Genomic DNA, 23,064 nt, shown 5'->3' with positions numbered 1-23,064 from the left:
TCATGCCTCCACGGCGTGCTGGTGCGGCTGGTAGTGGGCGGTGGCGGTGGCCACCGGGGTGCCGTGCTCGTCGAGCACTTCGGCGCGGGCGGTGATCAGTCCGTTGGTGCCCTCGGCGGCCTCGGCGGTGCACCGGTAGCGGTGGCCGACGGCGACGACGCCGAGGTAGCGCATCCGCATCGAGGTGGTCAGCGCCGGGACCCCCAGGCGCAGGACGACGAGGTTGCCCATCGTCTCGTCGCAGATGAGGCCGAGGATCCCGCCGTGGACGACGCCCGGGTACGACTCGTAGTGGTGGTCCAGCACGAAGGTGGCGCCGAACTGGTCACCGGTCTGCTCGAAGGTGAGGGCCAGGCCGCGGGGGTTGGCCGGTGAGCAGCCGAAGCAGTGGTGGTCGGCCCGGCCGTTCCACGGCAGCGCCACGGCGTCGGCATCCCGCGCGGGCGCGCTCATCCGCTCATCCCAGGGCCGTCGCGATGGCGCGCCGCACGGCGCGGTTGGAGGAGAGGTCGTAGCCGGTCAGCGAGGAGAACGTGCGGCGGATCTTCCCCTGGAGCGCGTCCAGTTCGCCCTGGTCGGCCACCGTGTCGAGGAAGAGTTCGAAGCCGGTGTCGATGGTCTCGGTGTCGGTGAGTTCGGCGAGTCCGGACTTGAACACCCCGACCGGGTGCTTGATGCGGTCGTCGGCGGTGTAGAAGTACAGCGTCTCCAGGACCGAGGCGGTCTCCTGCGGATGCCGTTCGAGGCGCTTGGCCGCGAAGTGGCGGAACTCCTTGGCGTGTCCGGCCTCGTCGCGGCTGGCGCGCAGCAGCAGATCCTTCAGCGCGGGCTCTTCGACCCATGCGGAGACGGCGCGGTAGACGTGGTTGACGGTCAGCTCGGAGATGATGTTGGTGGCGAGCGTCGCGGACGGGGTCGAGCCGGGGTCGTACGGCGCGCGCATCGCGGCCACCGCCCGGTTGTCCACGTGCTCACCGACAGCCTGCAGCCAGGAGGTGAACGCGAAGTGGTGCTGGACCTCCTGATAGCCCCAGATCACCGCGAACGCCGAGAAGTCGTAGTCGTCGGCGAACTCGTTGAGGAAGCCGTGCACCGCGGCGATGACATTGGACTCGCCCATCACGGCGCTCTTCACCAGCGTGATGTACTCCGGCCTGACCAGGGAGCGGTCCACCTCGCCGAGCGGCAGTTCCGCCAGCCGCCAATGGCTTTTGTCGTAGTGCCGGAAGACTCCGAGACTGTGCATCCGGTCCATGTCCGGCGCGTGAATGGTCATGAATTCGCCTTCGCGATGAGATGGGCCCGCATGCCGAGCCGCTGGAGCTTTCCGCTGGTGGTGCGGGGAATCGACCGTGCGGCGACGAGTTGGACGTTCAGCTGGGGCAGACCGAGCACCGAGGTGCAGCGGGCGAGGATTTCCCCGGCGAGCCGGTCCCTTTCCGCGGGGTCGGTCAGCGGGGTTTCGGCGCACAGCACGATCTGTTCGTGTTCGCTGTCCTCGGTGAGCGCGAACGCGACACAGCGCCCCTTGTAGACGCCGGGGACGGTGCGGGCGACGGATTCGATGTCGAGCGGATAGATGTTGGCCCCGCGGACGGTGATCATTTCCTTGGAGCGGCCGGTGAAGTACAGCTCGCCGTCGCGCCCGTAGCCGAGGTCTCCGGTGCGCAGCCAGCCGTCGGCGGTGAACGGGTCGTCCAGACCGCCGAGGTAACCGCTGGTCACGGAGGCGCCGCGGACCTGGATCTCGCCGACCATGCCGTCCGGCAGCACCCGCACGCCCTGCGCGGAGTCCGGTGAGTCCGGGGCCGCGACGCGGAAGCTCATCCCGGGCGCGGCCTGCCCGAGCGCGACGATGCCGCGCGCCCCGGGGGCGCCCTCGGCCAGCGGCACCGCCGTCCGCCCGTCGGCGAGGGCGGCCCGGTCGACCCACTCGACCATCGGCTCCCGCTCCAGCGGCGGAAGGGTGATCAGCAAGGTGGCCTCGGCCATCCCGAAGGCCGGGGTCATCGCGGCGGGCCGGAATCCGGCCGGGGCGAAGTGGTCGAGGAAGTCCCGTACGGACGTGGCGGAGATGGACTCCGCGCCGTTGAACGCCACGCGCCAGCGCGACATGTCCAGGGACGCCACCTCCTCGGCCGGGACCGCCTCCACGAGCTGGTCGAAGCCGAAGTTCGGCATGGCGTTGATCGTGGAGGGCGTACGGAGGAACTCCTTCAGCCACCGCCGGGGGCTGCGGACGAAGGCCGTCGGGGACCAGACGGTGACCGGAAGCCCGTTGAACAGGCCGGTGAGCGTGCCGAACAGGCCCATGTCGTGGAAGAGCGGCAGCCAGCTGCCCCAGCCGTCGTCGGGTCCGATGGCGATCGCGGAGGTGATCGAGTCGGCGCAGGAGAGCACATTGTCGTGGCTGAGGACGACGCCCTTGGGGGCGAAGGTGCTGCCGGAGGTGAACTGGATGACGGCCGGGTGTCCGGTGCCCGGGCGCGGCAGCGGGCCGGGGCCGCCCGCGGCGACGAGTCCGGCCGCGTCGAGGACGCGGGGGCCGGTGAGGTGGTCGGTCACGGCGCGCATCGCCGGGACGGTCACCACATGGCTCAGCCCGGCGGTGTCGATGATCTGCTGAGTGCGCCGCAGATAGCTCTCGATGTCGCGCAGGACGATCGGCAGCGGCAGCGGGCAGGCCGCGGCGCCGATCCGCGCGGAGGCGAGCACGCCCTGGAGGAAGGCGGCGCCGTTCGGGCAGAGGATGCCGACCGTGTCGCCCTCGGCGGCGCCGTCGGCCAGCAGCGCGGCGGCCATCCGGCGGGAGGAGTCGGCCAGTTCGGCGTAGCTGAGGCGTTCGTTCTCGCTGGGGAAGGAGAGGGTCTGGCCGGGGTTGCGGGCGGCGGCCTCGTCGAACGCCGCGGTCAGGCCGGGGAACCCGTCAAACGTCACTGCGATCACCTCGGGTCGGGGCGGGGTGCGCACCCGACCGCAGCACCCGCAGCAGGGTGGGCGGGGCGAGCAGCGCGGTCGGGGGGAGGGTGAGGTTGGCGACGCGCATGAAGGTGCGGGCGACCGCCGGGTCCCGGTGCGCGGCCACCTGGGCGCGGGCGGCATAGGCGCTGACGAGGCGGGAGCGCGGGGTGCGCGGCCCGACGACGCCGGGGTAGCGCAGATCGGAGCCGGTGGACATCTGCCAGGCGATGTCGACCACGGCGGCGACCTCGCGGTGGAAGCGGGCCGGGTCGAGCGCGTCGGCGCCGTCGGCGCGCAGCCGGTCGCGGAGGACGAGGGCCTGCTGCGCGGCGACGGTCATGCCCTGGGCGTAGAGCGGGTTGAAGCTGGTGACGGCGTCGCCGAGGACGAGGAATCCGGCGGGCGGCGCGGCGATACGGTCGTATCTGCGGCGCAGCGAGCCGCGGAAGCGGTGCGGCACCGGGTCGTCCAGCGGCTCCGCGTCCCGGACGATGTCATGGACGTCGCTGACCGGGAGGGTGGCGGCGAACGCCTCGAACCCGTCGTGGTCGGTGGGCGGATGGTCGCCGAGCATTCCGGCGAGGGTGACGTGCCAGCGGTCGCCCTCCAGCGTGATGGCGCCCCCGCCGCGCCAGCCGGGCATGGTGGAGACGACGACGGCGAGGTCGCCGTCGAGATGGCCGGGGCGGCGCCGGTACGTACGGGAGGCGTAGCCGAGGTCGACGTCGACGCGCTCGTCGGCCGGGCGTTCATGGCCGAGTGCGACGAGCCAGTCGGGAGCGCGGGAGGCGCGTCCGGTGGCGTCCACGGCCAGGTCGGCGCGGAGGACCTCGCCGTCGGCGGAATCGGGGTCGATCGGTCGGCCCTGTGGCGCGGAGGCGGCCAGGCGGACGCCGGTGATCGGGCCGGGCCGCCGCTCCCCGTACGTTCCCGCCGGGGCCATGTGCTCCGCCGTCACCAGGCCGGTCACGGTGCGGCCGGTCAGCAGATGGACGCCGGGCAGGCGCACCGTCCGCTCCCGGATGGCGCCCTCCAGCATGGGCCTGCTGGCGAGCAGGGTGGTCAGTCCGGTGGAGGCGGGGTGCACCCGCAGCCCGGAGAGGTACCAGCGCGACTCGCGCAGCACCTCGGTGGTGGGCGCGCCGGCCGCCGCGAGCTGGCCGGTCAGGCCCGGGTACAGCTCCTCCATGATCTGGCGGCCGCGCTCCATCAGCCCGTGCAGATGCCTGCTCTGCGGGGCGCCCCTGCGCCATCCGGTGCCGGGGCTGTCGTCGCGTTCGACGAGCACGACGCGGTCGAAGGAGTCCGCGAGCACCCGGGCGGCCAGTAGTCCGGCGATGCTCGCGCCGATCACCACCGCACGGCGTTCCGACATGCTCCGCTCCTTTCTCGTCGTCAGTTCTCCGACTTCTCCGGTGGGGGACGGAATCAAATCTCGCCGTATGTGCGGCGGAGAAGCAATGCGCTCGGGGCGGTGCCTATCGCGTCATTGGCAGGTGCCCGCACAACGCGTTTGTCGGCGTGGATTCAGGGCGAATTCACCTGCCGCCACGAGTCTGTCGCGCATCGATCGGTCCGGCGTTCCGGGGAATGTTCCCCTGGAACCGGCCGGGCTTTTGCGGCAACCAGCGGGAGATGACTCCTCAGTGGACACTGCGACCGACAGCGACGCGACACCGGCCGAGCCGTCCGCGACCGATGTCGCGATGGCCGATCTTTTTCTGCCCACCCATCGGGCCGACCCCTATACCCCGGCCCGGACACTGCGGGAAGCCGGTCCGGTGCACCGCACTCCGCTGGGCCTGCATCTGCTGACGCGCTACGCGGAGTGCGCCTCGGTGCTGCAGAGCAACGACTGGAGCCACGCCGACGAGGCGGGCCAGCTGCATCCGAGCGTCTCGGCGGAGGACGCGGCCGAGGAGCTGCCCACCTCGTTCCTGTGGATGGACCCGCCGGACCACACCCGGCTGCGCACCCTGGTGTCGAAGGCGTTCACCCCGCGTACGGTGGCGGCGCTGCGCCCGCGGATCGAGCAGCTGGCCACCGAGCTGGTGGACGCGGCGCTGGAGGCCGGGGAGTTCGACCTGATCGACCTGATCGCGTATCCGCTGCCGCTCACGGTCGTGTGCGAGCTGGTCGGCGTACCGGCGGCGGACCACAAGGCGGCGCAGCTGTGGTCGCAGGACCTGGCGCGCGGCTTCGACCCGGACATCCTGATGAACCCGGAGGCGCAGGCCGCGCGGAGCACCGCGTCCCGTGAGTTCATGCGGTACTTCCGCGAGCTGATCGACCGGCGCCGGACCGAGCCCGCCGACGATCTGCTCAGCGCGCTGGCCGCGGTGGAGGACCGCGGCGATGTGCTGACGGAGACGGAGCTGCTGACCACGTGTGTCACCACGCTGGTGGCCGGTCATGAGACGACCGTCAACCTGGTCGGCAGCGGTCTGCTGGCCCTGATGCGCAACCCGGACCAGATGGCGCGGCTGCGGGAGCACCCGGAGTATGTGCCGAGCGCGGTGGACGAGCTGCTGCGGTACGAGCCCCCGGTGCAGCTGACCACCCGGTCCGCCAAGCGCCCGATGGCCCTCGGCGGGCAGCGGATCGAGGAGGGCGAGGGCGTGGTCGTCCACATCGCCGCGGCCAACCGCGACCCCGAGGCGTACCACGACCCGGAGCGGCTGGACGTGGCCCGCTTCCACGACCGCACCGCGCCGCCGCCCCGGCATCTGGGCTTCAGCCTCGGCATCCACTACTGCCTGGGCGCGCCGCTGGCGATGCTGGAGATGGAGATCCTGCTGCATGAGCTGATCCGCCGGGTCGGCACCATGGAGCCGCTGACGGAAGAGCCGCCGTACAAGCCGAATCTGGTGGTACGCGGGCTCTCGGCGCTGCCGGTCCGGTTCGGGGCGTCGTCGTGACCGGGACGCTCCCCGCCGAGCTGGATGTCTTCCGGCCGGAGCTGCGCGCGAACCCCTTCGACGCGTACCGGCGGCTGCGGGAGAGCGGCCGGGTGCACGACACCGGGTTCGGCATTCATCTGGTGCCCCACTACGAGGACTGCTCGGCCGTGCTGGCCGACCCGGCCTGGGGGCACGGCTACACCGCGGGCATCAATCCGTTCCGGCCCGGGGTGGACGTCTCCCAGCTGCCGGGGTCATTCCTGCTGCTCGACCCGCCGGAGCACGGGCGGCTGCGCTCGCTGGTGGCCAAGGCGTTCACCAGCCGCGCGGTGGCGTCGCTGCGCCCGCGCGTCACCCGGACCGTGGACGCGTTGCTGGACGCGGCGCTGGAGGCCGGTGAGGTCGATCTCGTGCAGGCGCTGGCGTACCCCGTGCCGCTGATCACGATCTGCGAGCTGCTGGGCGTGCCCGCCGCCGACCGGGAACTGTTCGGCGCCTGGACCGGCGACATCAGCCGGGGGCTCGACCCGGACGCGGTGCTCGGCGCGGAGGAGAAGGCGGCGCGGCAGGTGGCGGTGCGCGCGTTCGACGCGTACTTCCACGACCTCATCGAGGTGCGGCGCAAGGCTCCCGGTGAGGATCTGCTCAGCGAGCTGGTGGCCGTCGAGGAGAGCGGGAACCGGCTGACCGCGAAGGAGATCGCGGACATCGGCGTCCTGCTGCTGATCGCCGGACACGAGACGACGATGAACCTGATCGCGAGCGCGGCCCTGTCCCTGCACCGCAACCCGGCGCAGCGCGCGCTGCTGCGGAAGGACCCGGGGCTGGTGGCGGACGCGGTCGAGGAGTTCCTGCGCTACGACACTCCGGTGCCGTTCCCGACCCGGGTGGCCATGCGCGACACCACGCTGGCGGGGCGGGAGATGCCGCGTGGCACCGGGGTGGTGCTGCTGCTGGGGTCGGCCAACCGCGACCCGGAGGTGTTCGCCGAGCCGGACACCCTGGATGTGCGGCGGTTCGCCGGGGGTGGCGCCCAGCGGCGGCAGCTGGCGTTCAGCCACGGACCGCATTTCTGTCTGGGCGCGCCGATGGCGCGGCTGGAGAGCGAGATCACCCTGCGGCGGCTGTGCGAACGCGCCCCGGAGTTCGCCGTACTGACCGATGAGCCCGACTACCGGCCCAGCGTCTCGATGCGCGGACCGGCCCGGTTGCCGGTACGGCTGGCCAAGTGACCCAAGGACCTTCAGGAGGCATTGCAGTGACATCCGCGACGCAGGAGCCCGCCACCTCGGTGGAGCGCCGTATCAGTGAGCTGACCGCGCTGCTGGAGAAGGGCATGGCCGAGGGCATCGGGGTCGGCGACTCGCTCGGGGTGATGTGCGCCGAGCTGGCCGAGGGGCGGGCGGTGTACACCCTCAAGCCGGGCCCCGCGCAGGCGAACGCCATGCTGACCGTGCACGGCGGGGTGCTGTCCACGCTGATGGACACCGCGATGGGCAGCTCGGTGTTCACCCGGCTGCCGGACGCCACGATCTACACCACCCTTGAACTCAAGGTGAACTTCGTCCGCGCGGTCGCGCTGGACGACGGCGAGTTGCGGTGCGAGGCGCGGACGGTGCATGTGGGGCGGCGTGTCGCCACCGCCGAGGCGCGGGTGTACAACGCGGACGACAAGCTGGTCGCGCACGGCAACTGCACCTGCCTGGTGCAGTCCTTCGGCTGAGAGGAGGGGCGGTGTCCCAGGTGACGGTGGTGTGGGCCGACTTCGGCGGGGTGCTGACCCCGCCGGTCGGCGACGCGCTGCGGCAGGTGGCCGACGCGGCGGGAATCCCGGTGCCCGAGCTGCTGGCCGGAATTCGACGGTTGGCCGCGCGGGACGGTACGGACCTGCTGGAGCCGCTGGAGCGCGGGCTGATCTCGCAGCGGGAGTGGGGCCGTCGGCTCACCGCCGAGCTGGCCCCGGCGTATGTGCCCCGCGTCGATCTGGGCGATTTCGGCGACTACTGGTACGCGGACCGGCCGCTCAACCGGGACCTCCACGACGCGCTGGCGGACCTGCGCGAACGGGGGTTCCGGCTGGGCATGCTGACCAACAGCGTGCGCGAGTGGGAGGTCCACCGCACCGCGATGTTGCCTGATCAGACCGTGTTCGAGCGGGTGATCAAGTCGCATGAGACGGGGCTGCGCAAACCGGAGCCGGAGATCTACCGGCTCGCCGAGGATGCGTTCGGCGCCACCCCGGCGGAGTGCCTTCTGATCGACGACACGGAGGTCAACTGCTCCGCCGCCGAGGCACGCGGCTGGCGGGCCGTCCGGCACCGGGACAACGGGAGCACACTGGCGGCGCTGGGCACGCTGCTCGGGGGGTGAGACGGCCAAGCCCATTCCATGTCGCCCGGATACTGCCAAGTACGGTTCACCGCAGGTTCGTCCAGGACCATCAGCATGTCGGCCATACCTTGCGTGCGGAGGCCGCGATGGAATTCAGACACCTGGTGTCTTTCCTGGCTATCACTGAAGAGCTGCATTTCGGGCGTGCGGCAGCGAAGCTGCACCTCACTCAACCCTCGCTCAGCCAGCAGCTGCAGCGACTGGAGAAGTCCCTGGGCGTCGAGCTGGTCGCCCGGACGTCGCACGAGGTGCGGCTGACCGAGGCCGGGCGGGCGTTCGAGGTGCAGGCCCGGACGATCGTCGCCCAGGTCGACAAGGCGACACACACTGCCCGGGAGGCGGCGGCCGGGCGGACCGGGTCGATCAACATCGGCTACAACTTCCCGGCCGGTCAGCATGTCCTGCCCTCGACGCTGGCCAAGATGAGCGCCGAGTTCCCCGATGTCACCGTCGGACTGTGCGAGAAGCGGACCGGGCCGCAGCTGCGCGCCCTGGCATCGGGCGATCTGGATGTGGCGCTGGTGTACGGGCACCCGGTCACCTCCGAGTTCCGCTACCTGAGGCTGTTGCAGGTGCCGCTGGTCGCGGTGGTCGGCCAGGGGCACCGGTGGGCCGGGCGGCCAGGGGTACCGTTCGCCGAAGTGGCGCACCACGCGTGCATCCTCTTCGCCCGCGAGCAGTGTCCGGCCATGTACGACGCGATCCTGGCGGCGGCGCAGCGCTGCGGGATCACCCTCAACGTCGCGCACACCCTGAACGACCCGGGGGCGACGGCGATCGTGGTGTCGATCAAACCACTGGTGGGTTTCGCCTCGATGTCGCGCGGGCTGTCGGTCGGTTCCGGCACCGGCGGCATCCGCCCGGCGGTGGTCCAGCTCTACGACCCGGTGCCGATGATCGACCTGTGCGCCGTGTGGCGCGCCTCGGACGACAACCCGCTGGTGGAGGCGTTCCTGGACTCCGTCGAGGCGGTCCGGCCGTTCGACGTCCCGGGTCCGGTCCGCGGCGAGTCCAAGCTGCTGCGCTAGGACCGCACCGGGGACTGCGATAGGAAACGCCAACTGCCCGTTCAGAAAATACGCGTTGCCGACCTCCGGCGGGTCATCGAGAATTTTTTCACGTGACGACAATTTCGTATTCCAGGAATGGTCTCGACCTCCCCGACGAACACGGCCTGTTCCACGTTCTGGACAGCGCTGCCGCCACCGACCCGGATCGTATAGCGCTGCTCCGGAAGACCGAAACCGGATGGCAGGACATCAGTATCCGGGAATTCACCGAGCAGGTGAATTCTGTGGCCCGGGCGCTGCTCGCGCAAGGTGTACGTTTCGGTGACCGCGTCGCGATACTCGGCCGTAACCGCTACGAGTGGGTGCTCGCCGACTACGCCGTCCTCAGCATCGGCGCGGTCACCGTGCCGGTCTACCCCACCGCCTCCGCGCATCAGATACGCCACGTCCTCACCGACTCCGGCGCGGCCTGGTCCTTCGCCGAGACCCCCGAGGACCGGGGGCGGCTGGAGGCGGCCGGGGCCGAGGGGGTGTGGCTGCTGGCCGAGGTGGACCAGTGGAATGTCACCGGCCGCGAGGAGGAGCTGCGGGAGCGCCGCGCCAAGGTCGCCGCCGACGATCTGGCCACGATCGTCTACACCAGCGGCACCACCGGCCTGCCCAAGGGCTGCATGCTCACCCACCGCAACATGTACGCCTCCTCGGCCAACACCGTGGAGCAGACCGGCTGGCTCTTCCGGCACGCCGGCGAAGAGGCGTCGGCCGGGCAGGCGGCCACGCTGCTCGCCCTGCCGCTGTCCCATGTCTTCGGCCGGACCCTGATGCTGTCCTGCCTGTGCGGCGGCACCCGGACCGCCCTGGTGCCCGGCATCCCGGAGCTGCTGGCCGAACTTCCCGTGATCCGCCCGACGTTCCTCGCCCTGGTGCCGTACGCGCTGGAGAAGATCCGTAAGCGCAGCCGCGCCCTGGTCGACCCCGTGGCGGAGGAGACCGCCATCGCGGTGGGCCTGGCGGACGCCCGCGGGGAGGCCGTCGACCCCGGGCTGGCCATGACGTACCAGGCCCTGGACCAGGACGTGTTCGAGCGGCTGCGGGAGAGCTTCGGCGGCCGCTTCCGGTACGTGATCTCGGGCGGGGCGTCGCTGGACGAGACCACCGCGGCCTTCTACGCCGGGGTCGGCGTCACGATCCTCAACTGCTACGGGCTGACCGAGGCGGCGACCGCGGTCACCGTCAACGCGCCGGACACCCACCGGATGGGCACGGTCGGGCCGCCGATCCCCGGCACCACCGTGGCCATCGCCGAGGACGGCGAGGTGCTGGTGCGCGGCGCCAATGTGTCGCCCGGCTACTGGCCCAAGGGCCGGAAGCGGACGGGTGCCACGGCCATCGACGGCGAGCGGCCGTGGCTGCACACCGGCGACCTCGGGCGGCTGGACGACGACGGCCACCTGATCATCACCGGGCGGGCCAAGGAAATCCTGGTGACCAGCGGCGGCAAGAACGTCTCCCCCACCCCGCTGGAGGACCGGATCCGGCTGCACCCGCTGGTGAGCAACTGCATGGTCGTCGGTGAGGGCCGCTCCTACGTCACCGCGCTGGTCACCATGGACGGGGCGGCGCTGGCGAAGTGGACCGCCGACCGGGAGCCCGCGCCCGGCGGGGCCGGGTGGACCGGGCACCCCGCGCTGCTCGCCGAGATCGAGACGGCCGTGGACGACGCCAACTCCCTGGTGTCCCGGGCCGAGTCGATCCGGCGCTTCCGGGTGGTCGACGGCGACTTCACCGTGGAGGCGGGGCTGCTGACGCCGTCGATGAAGCTGCGCCGGGCGGCCATCGAGAAAGCCTTCGCCGACGATGTCGAAGCGCTCTACCGAGCGGTACACCAGGGCTGAACCGACCGTCGGGTGAACCGCGCCGCAACAATGGGATTCTTTATGCGACGCATTCATTTCCCCGGCGTTTCCAATTCTTCTCGCCACCCCCGTCTTCATTGCTCCGGCTAATCGAATGATGGGTTCCCGCTGTTGACGTTGACCGCATTTTACGGCGGTCGACAGAATCACTTGTGCCGACATCACCACTGGAGTGATCTCATATGTATGACGTCATTGTTGTGGGTGCGCGCTGTGCCGGTTCGCCGCTGGCCATGCTGCTCGCCCGGCAGGGTCACCGGGTCCTGGTGCTGGAGCGCTCCTCGTTCCCCAGCGACACCGTCTCCACCCACTACATCCACCAGGCGGGGCTGTCCCGGCTCCAGGCGTGGGGGCTGCTCGACCGGGTCATCGCCAGCGGGGTGCCGCCGATCCGGCAGCTGAACTTCTCGTACACCGGCATCGACATCGCCGGGTTCGCCGACCCGATCGACGGCATCGACGCCGTGTACTGCCCGCGCCGCACGGTGCTGGACGCCATCCTGGTCGACGCCGCCCGGGAGGCCGGTGCCGAGGTGATCGAGGGGTTCACGGTCACCGATGTGCTGTTCGACGGCGACCTGGTGACCGGGGTCAAGGGCCGCGAGGGCGACGGCCCGGAGCGGGAGTTCCGCGCGGCCGTCACGGTCGGCGCGGACGGCCGCAACTCGCTGGTCGCGGACAAGGTGGGCGCCGAGATCTACCGCCGCGTCCCGGCCGCCTGCTTCGTCTACTACACGTACTACGACGGCCTGGACTGGGGCATGCACCACCGCACCGCCTTCGGCCAGCAGCAGATCGGCACGTGGCCGACGAACGACGGGCAGAACCTGCTGGCCGTCATGCGCAAGAACGACCGGTTCGGCGCGTTCCGCCGCGATGTCGAGGGCAGCTTCCAGGAGGTGTACGACCAGGTCGCCCCCGACCTCGGCAAGGAGCTGCGGGACAGCGGGGTGCGCACCGAGAACTTCCGGCCGATGCGCTACCCGGACAACTACTACCGCACCTCGCACGGCCCGGGCTGGGCGCTGGTGGGCGACGCCGGTTACCACAAGGACCCCTTCACCGGCTGGGGCATCACCGACGCCTTCAAGTACGGCGAGCTGCTCGCCGAGCAGCTGCACCTCGGGCTGTCCGGGCAGCGCCCGATGGACGCGGCGCTCGCGGAGTACGTCAAGCTGCGCGACGAGCAGAGCAACGGCACCTTCGAGCTGACGTGCAGCCTGGCCGAGCTGTCCCTCACCCCGTACCACGACTCGGTGTTCCGCGCGGCGAGCCAGAGCCCGTCGTACACCGCGAAGTTCTTCGGCCTGATCGCGGGCGGCATCCACGGCGACGAGTTCTTCGCGCCCCAGGCCCTCGAAGCCCTCTACGAGGAAGTCGGCTTCCCGCAGGACAAGCGCCTGCTCACCCAGTCCTGACCCCATCCAGACCCCGGCCGGACCGCCGGCCGAATGACCGAGAGGACATCCCCCGTGCCGACGATCCGGCTCACCGTGCTCGGCGACAGTTTTGTGGAAGGCAGGGGCGACCCGACGCCCGGTGGTGGTTTCCGCGGCTGGGTATCCCGGTTCGCGGGCGGGCTGAACCTGCCGCGGAAGACCGTGCTGAACCTGGGCCAGCACGGCGCCACCACGCAGGCTGTGGTGGACGGCCAGCTGCGCCGCGCGCTGGTCAACAAGGCCCCGCTGACCGGCGTCATCGTCGGGGTCAACGACCTGATCGGCGACTACGAGCAGATGCGCTTCCGGCGCAACCTGCACACCATCTTCAGCTCGCTGGCGGGCGCGGACACCACCGTCCTGACCGCGAGTTACCCCGACATCCCCGCCAACCTGCCGCTGCCCGAACGCTTCCGCGCCCAGATGCGCGAGCGCTTCGCCGAGGCCAACGCGGCGCTGTACGACATCACGCGCGCCACCGGCACGCTCTGCCTGGACATCGGCAGGCTGCCCGAGTGGCGCAATCCCGCGTTCTGGTCCGAGGACGGGCTGCACCCCAGCCCGCTCGGCCACCAGCGGTTCGCCGACTCCATGGCCGAACTGTTCTCCCGTACCACCGGCATGACCGGCCTGCACGCCGCCTGACCGCGGCCGTGCGCAGTGAGCTTCCCGGCATTGAGCTTCCCGGCTAGTTGAGTTTCTCGGAAGGAAAGACATGAGCGAGGAGTTGGCCAACCGCAGGCTGGCCCGCACCCCGATCGCCATCGTCGGCACATCGGGGCTGTTCCCGATGGCGCACAACCAGCGCGAGTACTGGCAGAACGTCGTGGACGGGACCGACTGCACCCAGGAGGTGCCCGAGTCCCGCTGGCGCCTGGACGACTACTACGACGCCGACCCGGACGCACCGGACAAGACCTACTCGCGGCGCGGCGCGTTCCTGCCCGATGTGGACTTCAACCCGCTGGAGTTCGGGCTGCCGCCCAACCAGCTCGAAGTCACCAGCACCATGCAGACCCTGAGCCTCGGCGTGGCGCGCGACCTGCTGCAGGACGCGGGCGCCCCCGAGTCCGGCTGGTACGACGCCTCCCGTACCGGTGTGGTGCTGGGCACCACGGGCCCGGTGCCGCTGATGCACCCGCTGGCCGCGCGGCTGTCCACCCCCGTGCTCAAGGAGGTGGTGCGCAGCTGCGGGCTGACCGCGCAGGACGCCTCCGAGATCGCCGAGAAGTACGTCAAGGCGTTCGCGCCCTGGCAGGAGAACTCCTTCCCCGGTCTGCTGGCGAACGTGGTCGCGGGCCGGGTGGCCAACCGGCTGGGCCTCGGCGGCATGAACACCACGGTCGACGCCGCCTGCGCCGCCTCGCTGTCCGCGATCCGGCTGGCGGTGGCGGAGCTCGTCGACGGCCGCGCCGACATGATGCTCACCGGCGGTGTGGACACCGAGAACACCATCTTCATCTACATGTGCTTCTCCAAGGTCGGGGCGCTGTCGAAGACGGACACCATCAGCCCGTTCTCCGACGCGGCGGACGGCACCCTGCTCGGCGAGGGCATCGGCATGGTCGCCCTGCGCCGCCTGGACGACGCGCTGCGCGACGGCAACCGGATCTACGCGGTGATCCGCGGCATCGGCTCCTCCAGCGACGGCCGCTCCAAGAGCATCTACGCCCCGCGCGCCGAGGGCCAGCGGGTCGCCCTGGACCGGGCGTACGTCGACGCGGAGGTCTCCCCCGCCTCCGTCGAGCTGTTCGAGGCGCACGCCACGGGAACGGCCGTCGGCGACCGCACCGAGCTCAGCGCCCTGCGCGACCTGCTGAGCGACGCCTCGAACGAGCCGCACTTCGCCGCGCTGGGCAGTGTGAAGTCGCAGATCGGCCACACCAAGGGCGCGGCCGGTACGGCCAGCCTGATGAAGCTCGCGTTCGCGCTGCACAACAAGGTGCTGCCGAGCACCATCAACGTGGACGAGCCGAACAGCGCCGTCGACTTCGCCGACGCCCCCTTCTACGTCAACGTCAAGACCCGGCCGTGGATCCTCGACCCGCAGCGGCCGGTCCGCCGGGCCGGGGTCTCCGCGATGGGCTTCGGCGGCACCAACTTCCACATCGTGCTGGAGGAACGGGCGTCGGAGGCGGCGGAGCGGCGCGTCATGCACCGCACCGCCCGGGCCCACCTGTGGCACGCACCGGACCCGGCGGCCCTCCTGGACCTGCTGCGGTCCGGCGCGACCGCCTCGGACGCGGACGGCATCCCGGCCGGACACGCCCGGGTCGGCTTCGCCGCCTCGGACGACGAAACCGTCGCCGACCTGCTCGAACTCGCCGTCCAGCAGCTGGCGGCCGACCCGGAGGCGGAGGAGTGGACGCATCCGCGCGGCGTGTACTTCCGCCGCCGGGCCGCCGAGGACATGCGGGTCGGGGCGCTGTTCGCCGGGCAGGGCAGCCAGTACCTCGACATGGGCCTGGACGCGGCGCTGAACGTCCCCGTCGTCGCCGCCGCCTTCGACGAGGCCAACGGACACTTCTCCGGCGCCGACACCCGGCTCGGCAAGGTCGTCTTCCCGCCGCCGGTGTTCGACCCGGAGCAGCGCCAGGAGCAGGAGGCCGCGCTGCGCCGCACCGAGCACGCGCAGCCCGCGATCGGCGCGCTGTCGGTCGGCCAGTTCCGCTACCTCGGCGCACTCGGGCTGTCCTGCGCGGCGCTGGCCGGGCACAGCTTCGGCGAGCTGACCGCGCTGTGGGCGGCCGGTTCGCTGTCCGACGAGGACTACTTCACGCTCGCCCGGGCGCGCGGCGCGGCCATGGCGCCCACCGGCGACGGGGACACCGGCACCATGGCGGCCGTGCAGGCCGGTGAGGAGCGGGTCACCGAACTCCTCGCGGACTTCCCCGACGTGGTGATCTGCAACCTCAACGCCCCCGACCAGGTGGTCGTCGGCGGTCCGACCGAGGACGTCGAGCGGCTCACCGGGGTCTGCGCCGAGCAGGAGATCAACGCGCGGCTGCTGCCGGTGTCCGCGGCCTTCCACACCCGTTACGTGGACCACGCGGTGGAGGCGTTCCGCCCGGCGGTCGAGGCCGCCCGGGTCGGGGAGCCCACCGTGCCGGTCCACGCCAACACCCCCGGCGCCACGTACGGGGCCGATGCCGGCGCCAACGCGGCAACCCTGGTGCGCCAGCTCCTGGAGCCGGTGGACTTCGTGGCCGCGCTGCGGTCGATGCGCGAGTCCGGGGTCACCGTGTTCGTCGAGTTCGGGCCCAAGCAGGTGCTCACCCAGCTGGTGCGCCGCACCCTCGGCGACGACGTCCACGCCATCCCCACCGACAGCGGTCCGCTCGGCGACAGCGACACCGCGCTGAAGCAGGCCGCGGTGCGGCTCGCGGTGCTCGGTGTCCCGCTCTCCGGCGTCAACCGGTACGCCGAACCGGCCGTCGAGCGCGCCGAGTCCGGCGGCATGACCATCCCGCTGTCGGCGCCGGAGTACGTGCCCGAGCAGCGGGCCGCCGCGTACCAGGACGCGCTGGACAACGGCTACCAGGTGCCCGTACCGGAGCCGGTGGCCCCGCCCGTACCGGCTCCCGCCGCCCCGGCCGCCGCTCTGGCGCCCGTACCCGCGCCGCAGCCCGCTTCCGTTCCCGCCCCCACTTCCGCCCACCAGTTCAGCGCCCCCGTGGAGGACCCCGTGCGCAGCCCAGTGGAACAACACCTCGCCCTGCACAGCCAGTATCTGGAGAGCCAGCTGCAGGTGGCCGACCAGGTCGCGGACGCCCTGCGGCAGCCCGCGCAGCCGCACACCTCCGAGGCCATCAACGCCGTCGCGCAGCAGAGCGTCGCCATCGGCCGCGCCCACGCCCGGGCGAGCGAGATCCTGGCCACCCTGGCGGAGCTGGACGCGGGCTTCCCCAACGGTGCCTACGCCGCCGCGCCCCGGTCCTTCGTGGCCGACACGGACGTCCCCGAGCTGCTCGGCGCGCCCGTACGGCCCGAACTCGCCACCCCGGCCCCGGCGCCCGCCGCCGCGCCCGCCCCCGCCCCCGCCCCGGTGGCGGTCCCCGAGCCCACCCCGGTCCCGGTGGCCGCGGCCGCCCCGGCTCCCGCCGCGCCCGCTCCCGTGGCCGCGCCCGAGCCCGGTCCTGTGGCCGCCGTCGAGCCGTCGGCGAACGGTGGCGCCGCCACCGACGAAGACGTCCGTACCGTGCTCGTCAACGTGATCGCGGAGAAGACCGGCTACCCGGCGAACATGATCGACCCGACCATGGACCTCGAAGCCGACCTCGGCGTCGACTCCATCAAGCGCGTGCAGGTGCTCGGCTCCATCCAGGAGCGGATGCCCGACCTCCCGGAGATCCGGCTGGAACAGCTCGGGGAGTTGCGAACAGTCGATCAGATAGCCGACTACCTGGCCTCCGGAGAGGGTGATGTCGACCCAAAAGGCCGTGACGCCGGGGCGAGCGCGCCCCGGCAGGCCGTCGAACTCGTGGGGCTGCCCACGGTCGACGTGATCGAGCGGCCGTACCCGGCGGAGCCGGTCGCGGTCCTTCTGGACGAGGGCGGCGCCGACGGCGACGCGCTCGCCACCGCGCTGCGGAACGAGGGCTGGACGGTCCGCCGGACCACCCTGCGGGACGACGCGGCGCACACCGGCCGCGTCGACCTGTACGTCACGCTGGTGGATGCCGCCCAGGACTGGCCGGACGCCGAGCGGCGGCTGACCGAGACGATCCTGACCGCCGGACGGGCCGCCGACACCCTCGACCCGTCCGGTGAACGGGCCGGGTTCGTCACCGTCACCCGGCTCGACGGCGGCCTCGGTCTGCACGGCCGCCGCGGTGCGGTCGCGTCCCTGGTGGGCGGCGTCGGCGGGGTCGTCAAGACCCTGGCGGCCGAGCGGCCCGCGCTGTTCTGCCGTGCGCTCGACATCGAACCGGCCCTGTCCGCCGCGGAGTTCACCGCCGCGGTGCTCACCGAGATCCGCGACGCGGCCCGCGACACCCTCGAAGTGGCCGTCGACGAACACGGCGCCCGCTGGACCGTGGTCCCCGGCGGCCACGGCGAGGCCCGCCGGGTCAGCACCGTGGACCTGGCGGGCGAACCGGCCGCCACCGCCCTGACCGAGGCGGACCTGCTGCTGGTCACCGGCGGCGCCCGGGGGGTGACCGCCGAGTGCGTCCGCGCGCTCGCCGAGCACGCGCCCGCCCGCTTCCTGCTGCTCGGCCGCACCGCGCTGGAGCCGGAGCCGCGGTGGGCGGCCGGGGTCGCCGACGCGGACCTCCAGCCCGCCGTGATCGCCGGTCTCGCCGCGGACGGCGGCCGCCCCACCCCGCGCGAGGTGCGCCGGGTGCACGGTTCCCTGCTCGCCCAGCGGGAGATCCGCGCCACGCTGGCCGCGCTGGGCGACCGCGGGGAGTACGTCGCCGTCGACACCACCGACCGGGACGCCGTCCGGGCGGCGCTGGAAACCCACCGCGACCGCGTCACGGGCGTGGTGCACGGTGCCGGGGTGCTGGCCGACGCGCTGCTACCGGACAAGACGCCCGAGCAGATCGCCCGGGTCCTCGCGCCCAAGCTCGACGGGCTGCGCCATGTGCTGGACGTACTGGACGGCGCCGCGCTGCGCCATCTGGTGCTGTTCACCTCGGTGGCGGGCCTGCTCGGCAACCCGGGCCAGGCCGACTACGCGGCGGCGAACGAGGCCCTGTGCCGGTTCGCGGCCGGATGGCGGCACGCCCACCCCGAGGCGCGGGTCACCGCGATCGACTGGGGCGCCTGGGACGCCGGGATGGTCACCCCCGAGCTGCGCGAGCTGTTCACCGCCCGGGGCATCCCGCTGCTCGACCCGCGGGTCGGCGCGCGGGCGTTCGTCGACGAGTTCGCCGGGCCGCCCACCTCCGAGGTGTGCGTCCTGGTCGGCGAGAACACCGCGCTCGGCGGCAGCCGGCCGGCCGTGGCCCCGGCGTTCTCCGCCCACCGCGACATCACCGGAATCGACGCCGACGAGGTCATCCAGGCCCACCGGATCGGCGAACACCCCGTGCTGCCCGCCACGTTCGGCCTCGGCTGGCTGGTCGGCGTCGTGGAGCGGGCCCACCCGGGCCTGCGGGTGGTGCGCGCCCTGGACTTCCAGGTGCACAAGGGCATCATCTTCGACGGCACACCGCACGAGGGCCTCCGTGTCCAGGCCGAGGCCGAGACGGGGTACGGGGACGAGGTGATCGTCCGGGCCGCGGTGCGCGGCCGGTCGGCCGCCGGGGCGCTGGTCTCGCACTACGCCGGTACGTTCCTCCTCGCGCCCGAGCCCCCGAAGGCGCCCGTGATCGACGTACCGCCGGTCACCGAGGGGCCCGAGGACGGTCTCGACATCTACCGCGAGGCCACCCAGTTCCACGGGCCGCGGCTGCAGGGGATGCGCCGGGTGCTCGACCGCTCGGCGGACCGCATGGCGCTGCTGTGCCGTCTCCCCGACGCGGACGTGGCCGGTGGCGCGTACGCCGGGCGGCTGCACAGCCCGGTCCTCGCGGATGTCCTCCTGCAGGGACCGCCGGTGCTGGGCAAGGAGCTGCTCGGCGGGGCCTGTCTGCCGCTGGGCATCGGCCGCGCCGAGTGGTACGCGCCGCTGCCCGACGACGAGCCGTATCTCCTGGTGCTGGACGAGGCGCGCCAGGCGGCGGGCGGGGTCACGGTGAACGCCACCGCGGCCACCACCGACGGGCGGGTGCTGTGCCGCTTCGCCGATGTCACCGTCGTGTCCACCAGGGACATGACGGACAAGTTCCGTGAGTCGGTACGGCGGTGGCAGCACCAGCCGACCGGCCAGGAGGAGACGACCGCGTCATGACAGAAGTCCTGGAGTTCGAGGGCGAGCCGTTCGACGCGGTCGCCTGGACCACTCCCCCGCCCGCACACCCCGAACCGGCCGAGCCGCCCGCGGCACTCCCCCGGCCCCCCGCTCCGGCCGCTCCGGCCGGTGGGGCACCGCAGCCCGTCTCCACCCTCGTCGAGCTGCGTACCGCCCTGGTCAGCGCCCACTCGGGCGCGCTCCGTGCGCAGGCGGCGCTCCAGCGCCGCCTGCTGGGCCGCCCGGGCCGGACCGCCGTGGCGGCCGGTCCGGCCCGGGCCGCCGCCGAGGGCGCCTTCAAGCCGCTGGCCCGCTCGGTGGTGACCCGGCTGGGCGCCACCGAGCTGCGGCGGCTGGCCGGTGGCGACATCGCCGGGGTGTTCGGCGCCGGTTACGACCAGGAGGACCGCAACCCCGATGTCCGGCTCGCGGCCGGTGCCGAACTGGCGCTGGCCGAGGTGACCGCCCTCGAGCTGCGCGGCGGCGCCGGAGGCCAGGGCCGGGTGGCGGCCCGTACGGTGCCGGGCGCCGACCCGGTCGAGGCAGCCGTGCAGGCCGCCCAGGTGTTCGCGCTGTTCACCGGGTTGCATCTGTGCTTCGCCGACGCGCGCTTCGTACACGTCGACCCGCGGCACACGGACATCGAGCCGAGGCCGGCCACCGGCACGGAAACAGAACTCGATGTCGAGGTGGCGTGGATCGACCTGGTGCCGCGGCCCGCGCTGCGGGTGCGCGCCCGTAGCGGCGACACCACGGTGGCCGATGTCGAGGTCGCCGTCCACGAGAAGCCCGGAGTGCCGGTCGGCCCCGAGAGCGGCGGCTTCCCCGCCCGGTGGCTCGGGCGCAAAAGCTCACAGGGCGAGCGGGTCCTGCTCAGCGAGTTCCAGCTCGCCCATCTCGCCCGGGGCGACCAAGGTCTCGCGCTGGGGCCGGAGTTCGCCCACTACACCGGGATCAAGGCGACCCGGATCCCCACGGGCGGGCTGCTGCTCGTCGACCGGGTCATCGACATCCAGGGCGAGCGCGGGCGGCTGGGCGGCGCCACGTACCAGACCGAGTACGACTCCCCCGCCGACTCCTGGTACTACGCGGACACCGCCAACGCGTCCATGCCCAACTGCGTCTACATGGAGACCTCCCTCCAGTCGGCGCTGCTCATCGGCTACCACCTCGGCGCCACGCTGAGCAGGCCGCACGAGACGCAGTGCCTGCGCAACCTCGGCGGCACGGCCACCGTGCTGCACGAGGTGGATCTGCGGGACACCACCATCCGGCAGGACTCCGCGCTGGAGTCCACCACGCCGATGCCCGGCTCGACGCTGCAGAGCTTCACGTACACGCTCGCCGCGAACGGGGTGCCCTTCTACTCCGGGGAGACCCTGTTCGGCTACTTCAGCGAGGAGGCGCTGCGCAACCAGACCGGCCTCGACGCGGGCCGCTCCGTGCCCACCTGGCGGGACGAGAACCCCACCGCCGAGGGCCGCACCCTCGACGTGGCCGCCCGGCGCGCCGACCCGGCCGCCCCGCTGTGCTCCCGCGACAAGCTGGCGCTGCTCGACGAGCTGACCGTGGTGGACGGCGGTGGCCGGTACGGCAAGGGCTATCTGCACTCGACGCGGCACATCGACCCGGACGACTGGTTCTTCGCCCGCCACTTCCACCTCGACCCGGTGATCCCCGGTTCGCTCGGGGTCGAGACCGTCATCCAGGCCATGCAGGAATGGCTGCTGGACTCCGGCCTCGGCGACGATCTGCGCGGCCCGGGCTTCGTCCTGCCGGTCGGCGTGCCGTTCACGTGGAAGTACCGGGGCCAGTTCCTGCCCACCGACGGCACCACGACGCTGGAGGTGCACATCAAGGAAGTCCAGAGCAAGTCCGGACGGCTGCGGGTCACCGCGGACGCCAGCATGTGGAAGCCGGGGCTGCGCATCTACGAACTCACCGACATCGCCATCGAACTGCGCGAGCAGGGAGCCGCACCGTGGTGACACCGACCGACCAGGAGGGGACGACGGGGATCGCCCGGGAGCCCGAGGCGATCTACCGCGAGCTGAATCTGCTGGACCGTCCGTGTTTTGTCATACGCGATGAGCGGGGTGTCGGGGTCACCACCGACGCCGGGCTCGCGCGCCGGGCCCAGGTGCTGTCCGCCGTGCCGTCCCTGCCGCCCGCCTCGCTCGGCGACCCGGCGTTCCGGGCCGCCCATGGCGTCGGCCACGCCTACCACGGCGGGGCCATGGCCAATGGCATCGCGTCGGCCGACATGGTCATCGCCCTGGCCCGGGCCGGTTTCCTGGGCTCGTTCGGCGCAGCCGGGGTGCTGACGGACAAGGTGGACACGGCGATCCGCCGTATCACCGCCGAGGCGCCGGGCGCGCCGTTCGCCGTCAACCTGATCCACAGCCCGAACGAGCTGGCCATGGAGCGGGCCGTGGTCGAGCTGTGCCTGCGCCACCAGGTGCGCTGCGTCGAGGCGTCGGCGTTCCTGGACCTCACCCCGCAGGTGGTGCACTACCGGGCCGCCGGGCTGTCCCGGGACGCCGGGGGCCGGATCACGGTGGCCAACCGGATCATCGCCAAGGTGTCCCGGGCCGAGGTGGCGGAGCGCTTCCTGCGCCCGGCACCCGAGGCGATGCTGCGCTCCCTGGTGGAGTCGGGTGCGATCGGCGCCGAACAGGCCGAGCTGGCGCGGCAGGTGCCGATGGCGGACGACATCACCGCCGAGGCAGACTCCGGCGGCCACACCGACCGGCGCCCGCTGGTCGTGCTGCTGCCCGAGCTGATCGCGGTGCGCGAACGGATCCAGCGCGAGCTGGGGTACGCGCGCCCGGTGCGGGTCGGCGCGGCGGGCGGCATCGGCACCCCGGCCGCCGCGGCGGCCGCGTTCGCGCTCGGTGCCGCGTATGTCGTCACCGGCTCGATCAACCAGGCGTGCGTGGAGAGCGACCAGTCGCCCGGGGCGAAGGAGCTGCTCGCGTCCGCCGGGGTGGCGGACTGCGTGATGGCTCCGTCGGCCGACATGTTCGAGATGGGCGTCGACGTCCAGGTGCTCCAGCGCGGCACGATGTTCCCGGGCCGGGCGCGCAAGCTGTACGAGGTGTACCGCACGCACGACTCGCTCGAATCCCTCGGCGACGAGGAGCGGGCCGAACTGGAGAAGCGCGTCTTCCAGCGCCCGCTGGAGGACGTGTGGGAGGACTGCACCCGGTTCTTCGCCGAGCGCGACCCGGAGCAGATCGAGCGGGCGCGGGACAACCCCAAGCGCCGCATGGCGCTGGTGTTCCGCTGGTATCTGGGGCTGTCCTCGGGGTGGAGCATCCGCGGGGTGCCCGAGCGGGCGACGGACTACCAGATCTGGTGCGGCCCGGCCATGGGCGCGTTCAACCAGTGGGTCGCGGGCACCCATCTCGCCGCGCCCGCGCACCGCGGCGTCGCCGAGGTGGCCACGCACATCATGCGCGGCGCGGCCTTCGCCGCCCGCGCGGGCCAGCTGCGGCTGGCGGGAGTGCGGCTGCCCGCGCGGTGCGCCACGTACCTCCCGGTGCCGCTGACGGGCTGAGCCACCGCGCACGACCCACGCGAAACGGGCCGGGACTTCGAAGTCCCGGC

15 protein-coding genes are annotated in these 23,064 nt (G+C 72.3%); 11 read left to right on the top strand and 4 right to left on the bottom strand.

Going from position 1 to position 23,064, the window contains the following annotated elements:
- Genes ACZ59A_RS15005 through ACZ59A_RS14990 form a run of 4 tightly spaced genes read right to left on the bottom strand, consistent with a single transcriptional unit; the run spans window position 1 to window position 4,336 of the window.
- On the bottom strand, window positions 1-453 hold the full coding sequence (locus tag ACZ59A_RS15005) for a PaaI family thioesterase (protein ID WP_470958346.1): 453 nt from the start codon (window positions 451-453) through the stop codon (window positions 1-3).
- A gap of 4 nt (window positions 454-457) precedes the next feature.
- On the bottom strand, window positions 458-1,276 hold the full coding sequence (locus ACZ59A_RS15000; RefSeq protein ID WP_470958343.1) for a ferritin-like domain-containing protein: 819 nt from the start codon (window positions 1,274-1,276) through the stop codon (window positions 458-460).
- On the bottom strand, window positions 1,273-2,937 hold the full coding sequence (locus ACZ59A_RS14995) for an AMP-binding protein (RefSeq protein ID WP_470958340.1): 1,665 nt from the start codon (window positions 2,935-2,937) through the stop codon (window positions 1,273-1,275). Before ACZ59A_RS14995 ends, ACZ59A_RS15000 begins: the two co-directional genes overlap by 4 nt.
- Window positions 2,927-4,336 carry an FAD-dependent oxidoreductase gene (locus tag ACZ59A_RS14990; RefSeq protein WP_470958337.1) on the bottom strand — a complete coding sequence of 470 codons (1,410 nt, stop codon included), beginning with the start codon at window positions 4,334-4,336 and terminating at the stop codon, window positions 2,927-2,929. The genes ACZ59A_RS14995 and ACZ59A_RS14990 overlap by 11 nt, the downstream gene beginning before the upstream one ends.
- Before the next feature lie 271 nt (window positions 4,337-4,607).
- On the opposite strand from ACZ59A_RS14990, the gene ACZ59A_RS14985 reads away from it, so the two are divergent.
- From ACZ59A_RS14985 to ACZ59A_RS14935, 11 genes are all read left to right on the top strand, one after another.
- Entirely contained in the window at window positions 4,608-5,879 is a 1,272-nt protein-coding gene (locus ACZ59A_RS14985) for a cytochrome P450 (RefSeq protein WP_470958335.1), read from the top strand.
- Entirely contained in the window at window positions 5,876-7,093 is a 1,218-nt protein-coding gene (locus tag ACZ59A_RS14980; protein ID WP_470958332.1) for a cytochrome P450, read from the top strand. The genes ACZ59A_RS14985 and ACZ59A_RS14980 overlap by 4 nt, the downstream gene beginning before the upstream one ends.
- Window positions 7,094-7,119: 26 nt before the next feature.
- Window positions 7,120-7,584, top strand: coding sequence for a PaaI family thioesterase (locus ACZ59A_RS14975; RefSeq protein ID WP_470958329.1), 465 nt, complete (start codon window positions 7,120-7,122; stop codon window positions 7,582-7,584).
- An 11-nt stretch (window positions 7,585-7,595) separates the two neighbouring features.
- Window positions 7,596-8,231 (top strand): HAD family hydrolase, encoded by a 636-nt coding sequence (locus tag ACZ59A_RS14970; protein WP_470958327.1) that lies wholly within the window; start codon window positions 7,596-7,598, stop codon window positions 8,229-8,231.
- 107 nt (window positions 8,232-8,338) lie between these two features.
- Complete coding sequence (locus tag ACZ59A_RS14965; protein ID WP_470958324.1) at window positions 8,339-9,280, top strand: LysR family transcriptional regulator; 942 nt, start codon at window positions 8,339-8,341, stop codon at window positions 9,278-9,280.
- Between the two features lie 92 nt (window positions 9,281-9,372).
- Complete coding sequence (locus ACZ59A_RS14960) at window positions 9,373-11,157, top strand: AMP-dependent synthetase/ligase (protein WP_470958321.1); 1,785 nt, start codon at window positions 9,373-9,375, stop codon at window positions 11,155-11,157.
- Window positions 11,158-11,360: 203 nt separating this feature from the next.
- Entirely contained in the window at window positions 11,361-12,596 is a 1,236-nt protein-coding gene (locus tag ACZ59A_RS14955) for an NAD(P)/FAD-dependent oxidoreductase (RefSeq protein ID WP_470958318.1), read from the top strand.
- A 54-nt stretch (window positions 12,597-12,650) separates the two neighbouring features.
- On the top strand, window positions 12,651-13,262 hold the full coding sequence (locus tag ACZ59A_RS14950) for an SGNH/GDSL hydrolase family protein (protein ID WP_470958315.1): 612 nt from the start codon (window positions 12,651-12,653) through the stop codon (window positions 13,260-13,262).
- Window positions 13,263-13,332: 70 nt separating this feature from the next.
- Window positions 13,333-19,455 carry an SDR family NAD(P)-dependent oxidoreductase gene (locus tag ACZ59A_RS14945; RefSeq protein ID WP_470958312.1) on the top strand — a complete coding sequence of 2,041 codons (6,123 nt, stop codon included), beginning with the start codon at window positions 13,333-13,335 and terminating at the stop codon, window positions 19,453-19,455.
- Window positions 19,452-21,443, top strand: a complete 1,992-nt coding sequence (locus tag ACZ59A_RS14940) for a beta-hydroxydecanoyl-ACP dehydratase (protein WP_470958309.1) — start codon at window positions 19,452-19,454, stop codon at window positions 21,441-21,443. The genes ACZ59A_RS14945 and ACZ59A_RS14940 overlap by 4 nt, the downstream gene beginning before the upstream one ends.
- Entirely contained in the window at window positions 21,437-23,014 is a 1,578-nt protein-coding gene (locus tag ACZ59A_RS14935; protein WP_470958306.1) for a PfaD family polyunsaturated fatty acid/polyketide biosynthesis protein, read from the top strand. Before ACZ59A_RS14940 ends, ACZ59A_RS14935 begins: the two co-directional genes overlap by 7 nt.
- Window positions 23,015-23,064: the final 50 nt, after the last annotated feature.

Source organism: Streptomyces sp. NPDC040405, from assembly GCF_055595765.1.
Note: the sequence above shows the minus strand (reverse complement) of the source record. Positions and strands in the feature narration are given on the sequence as shown.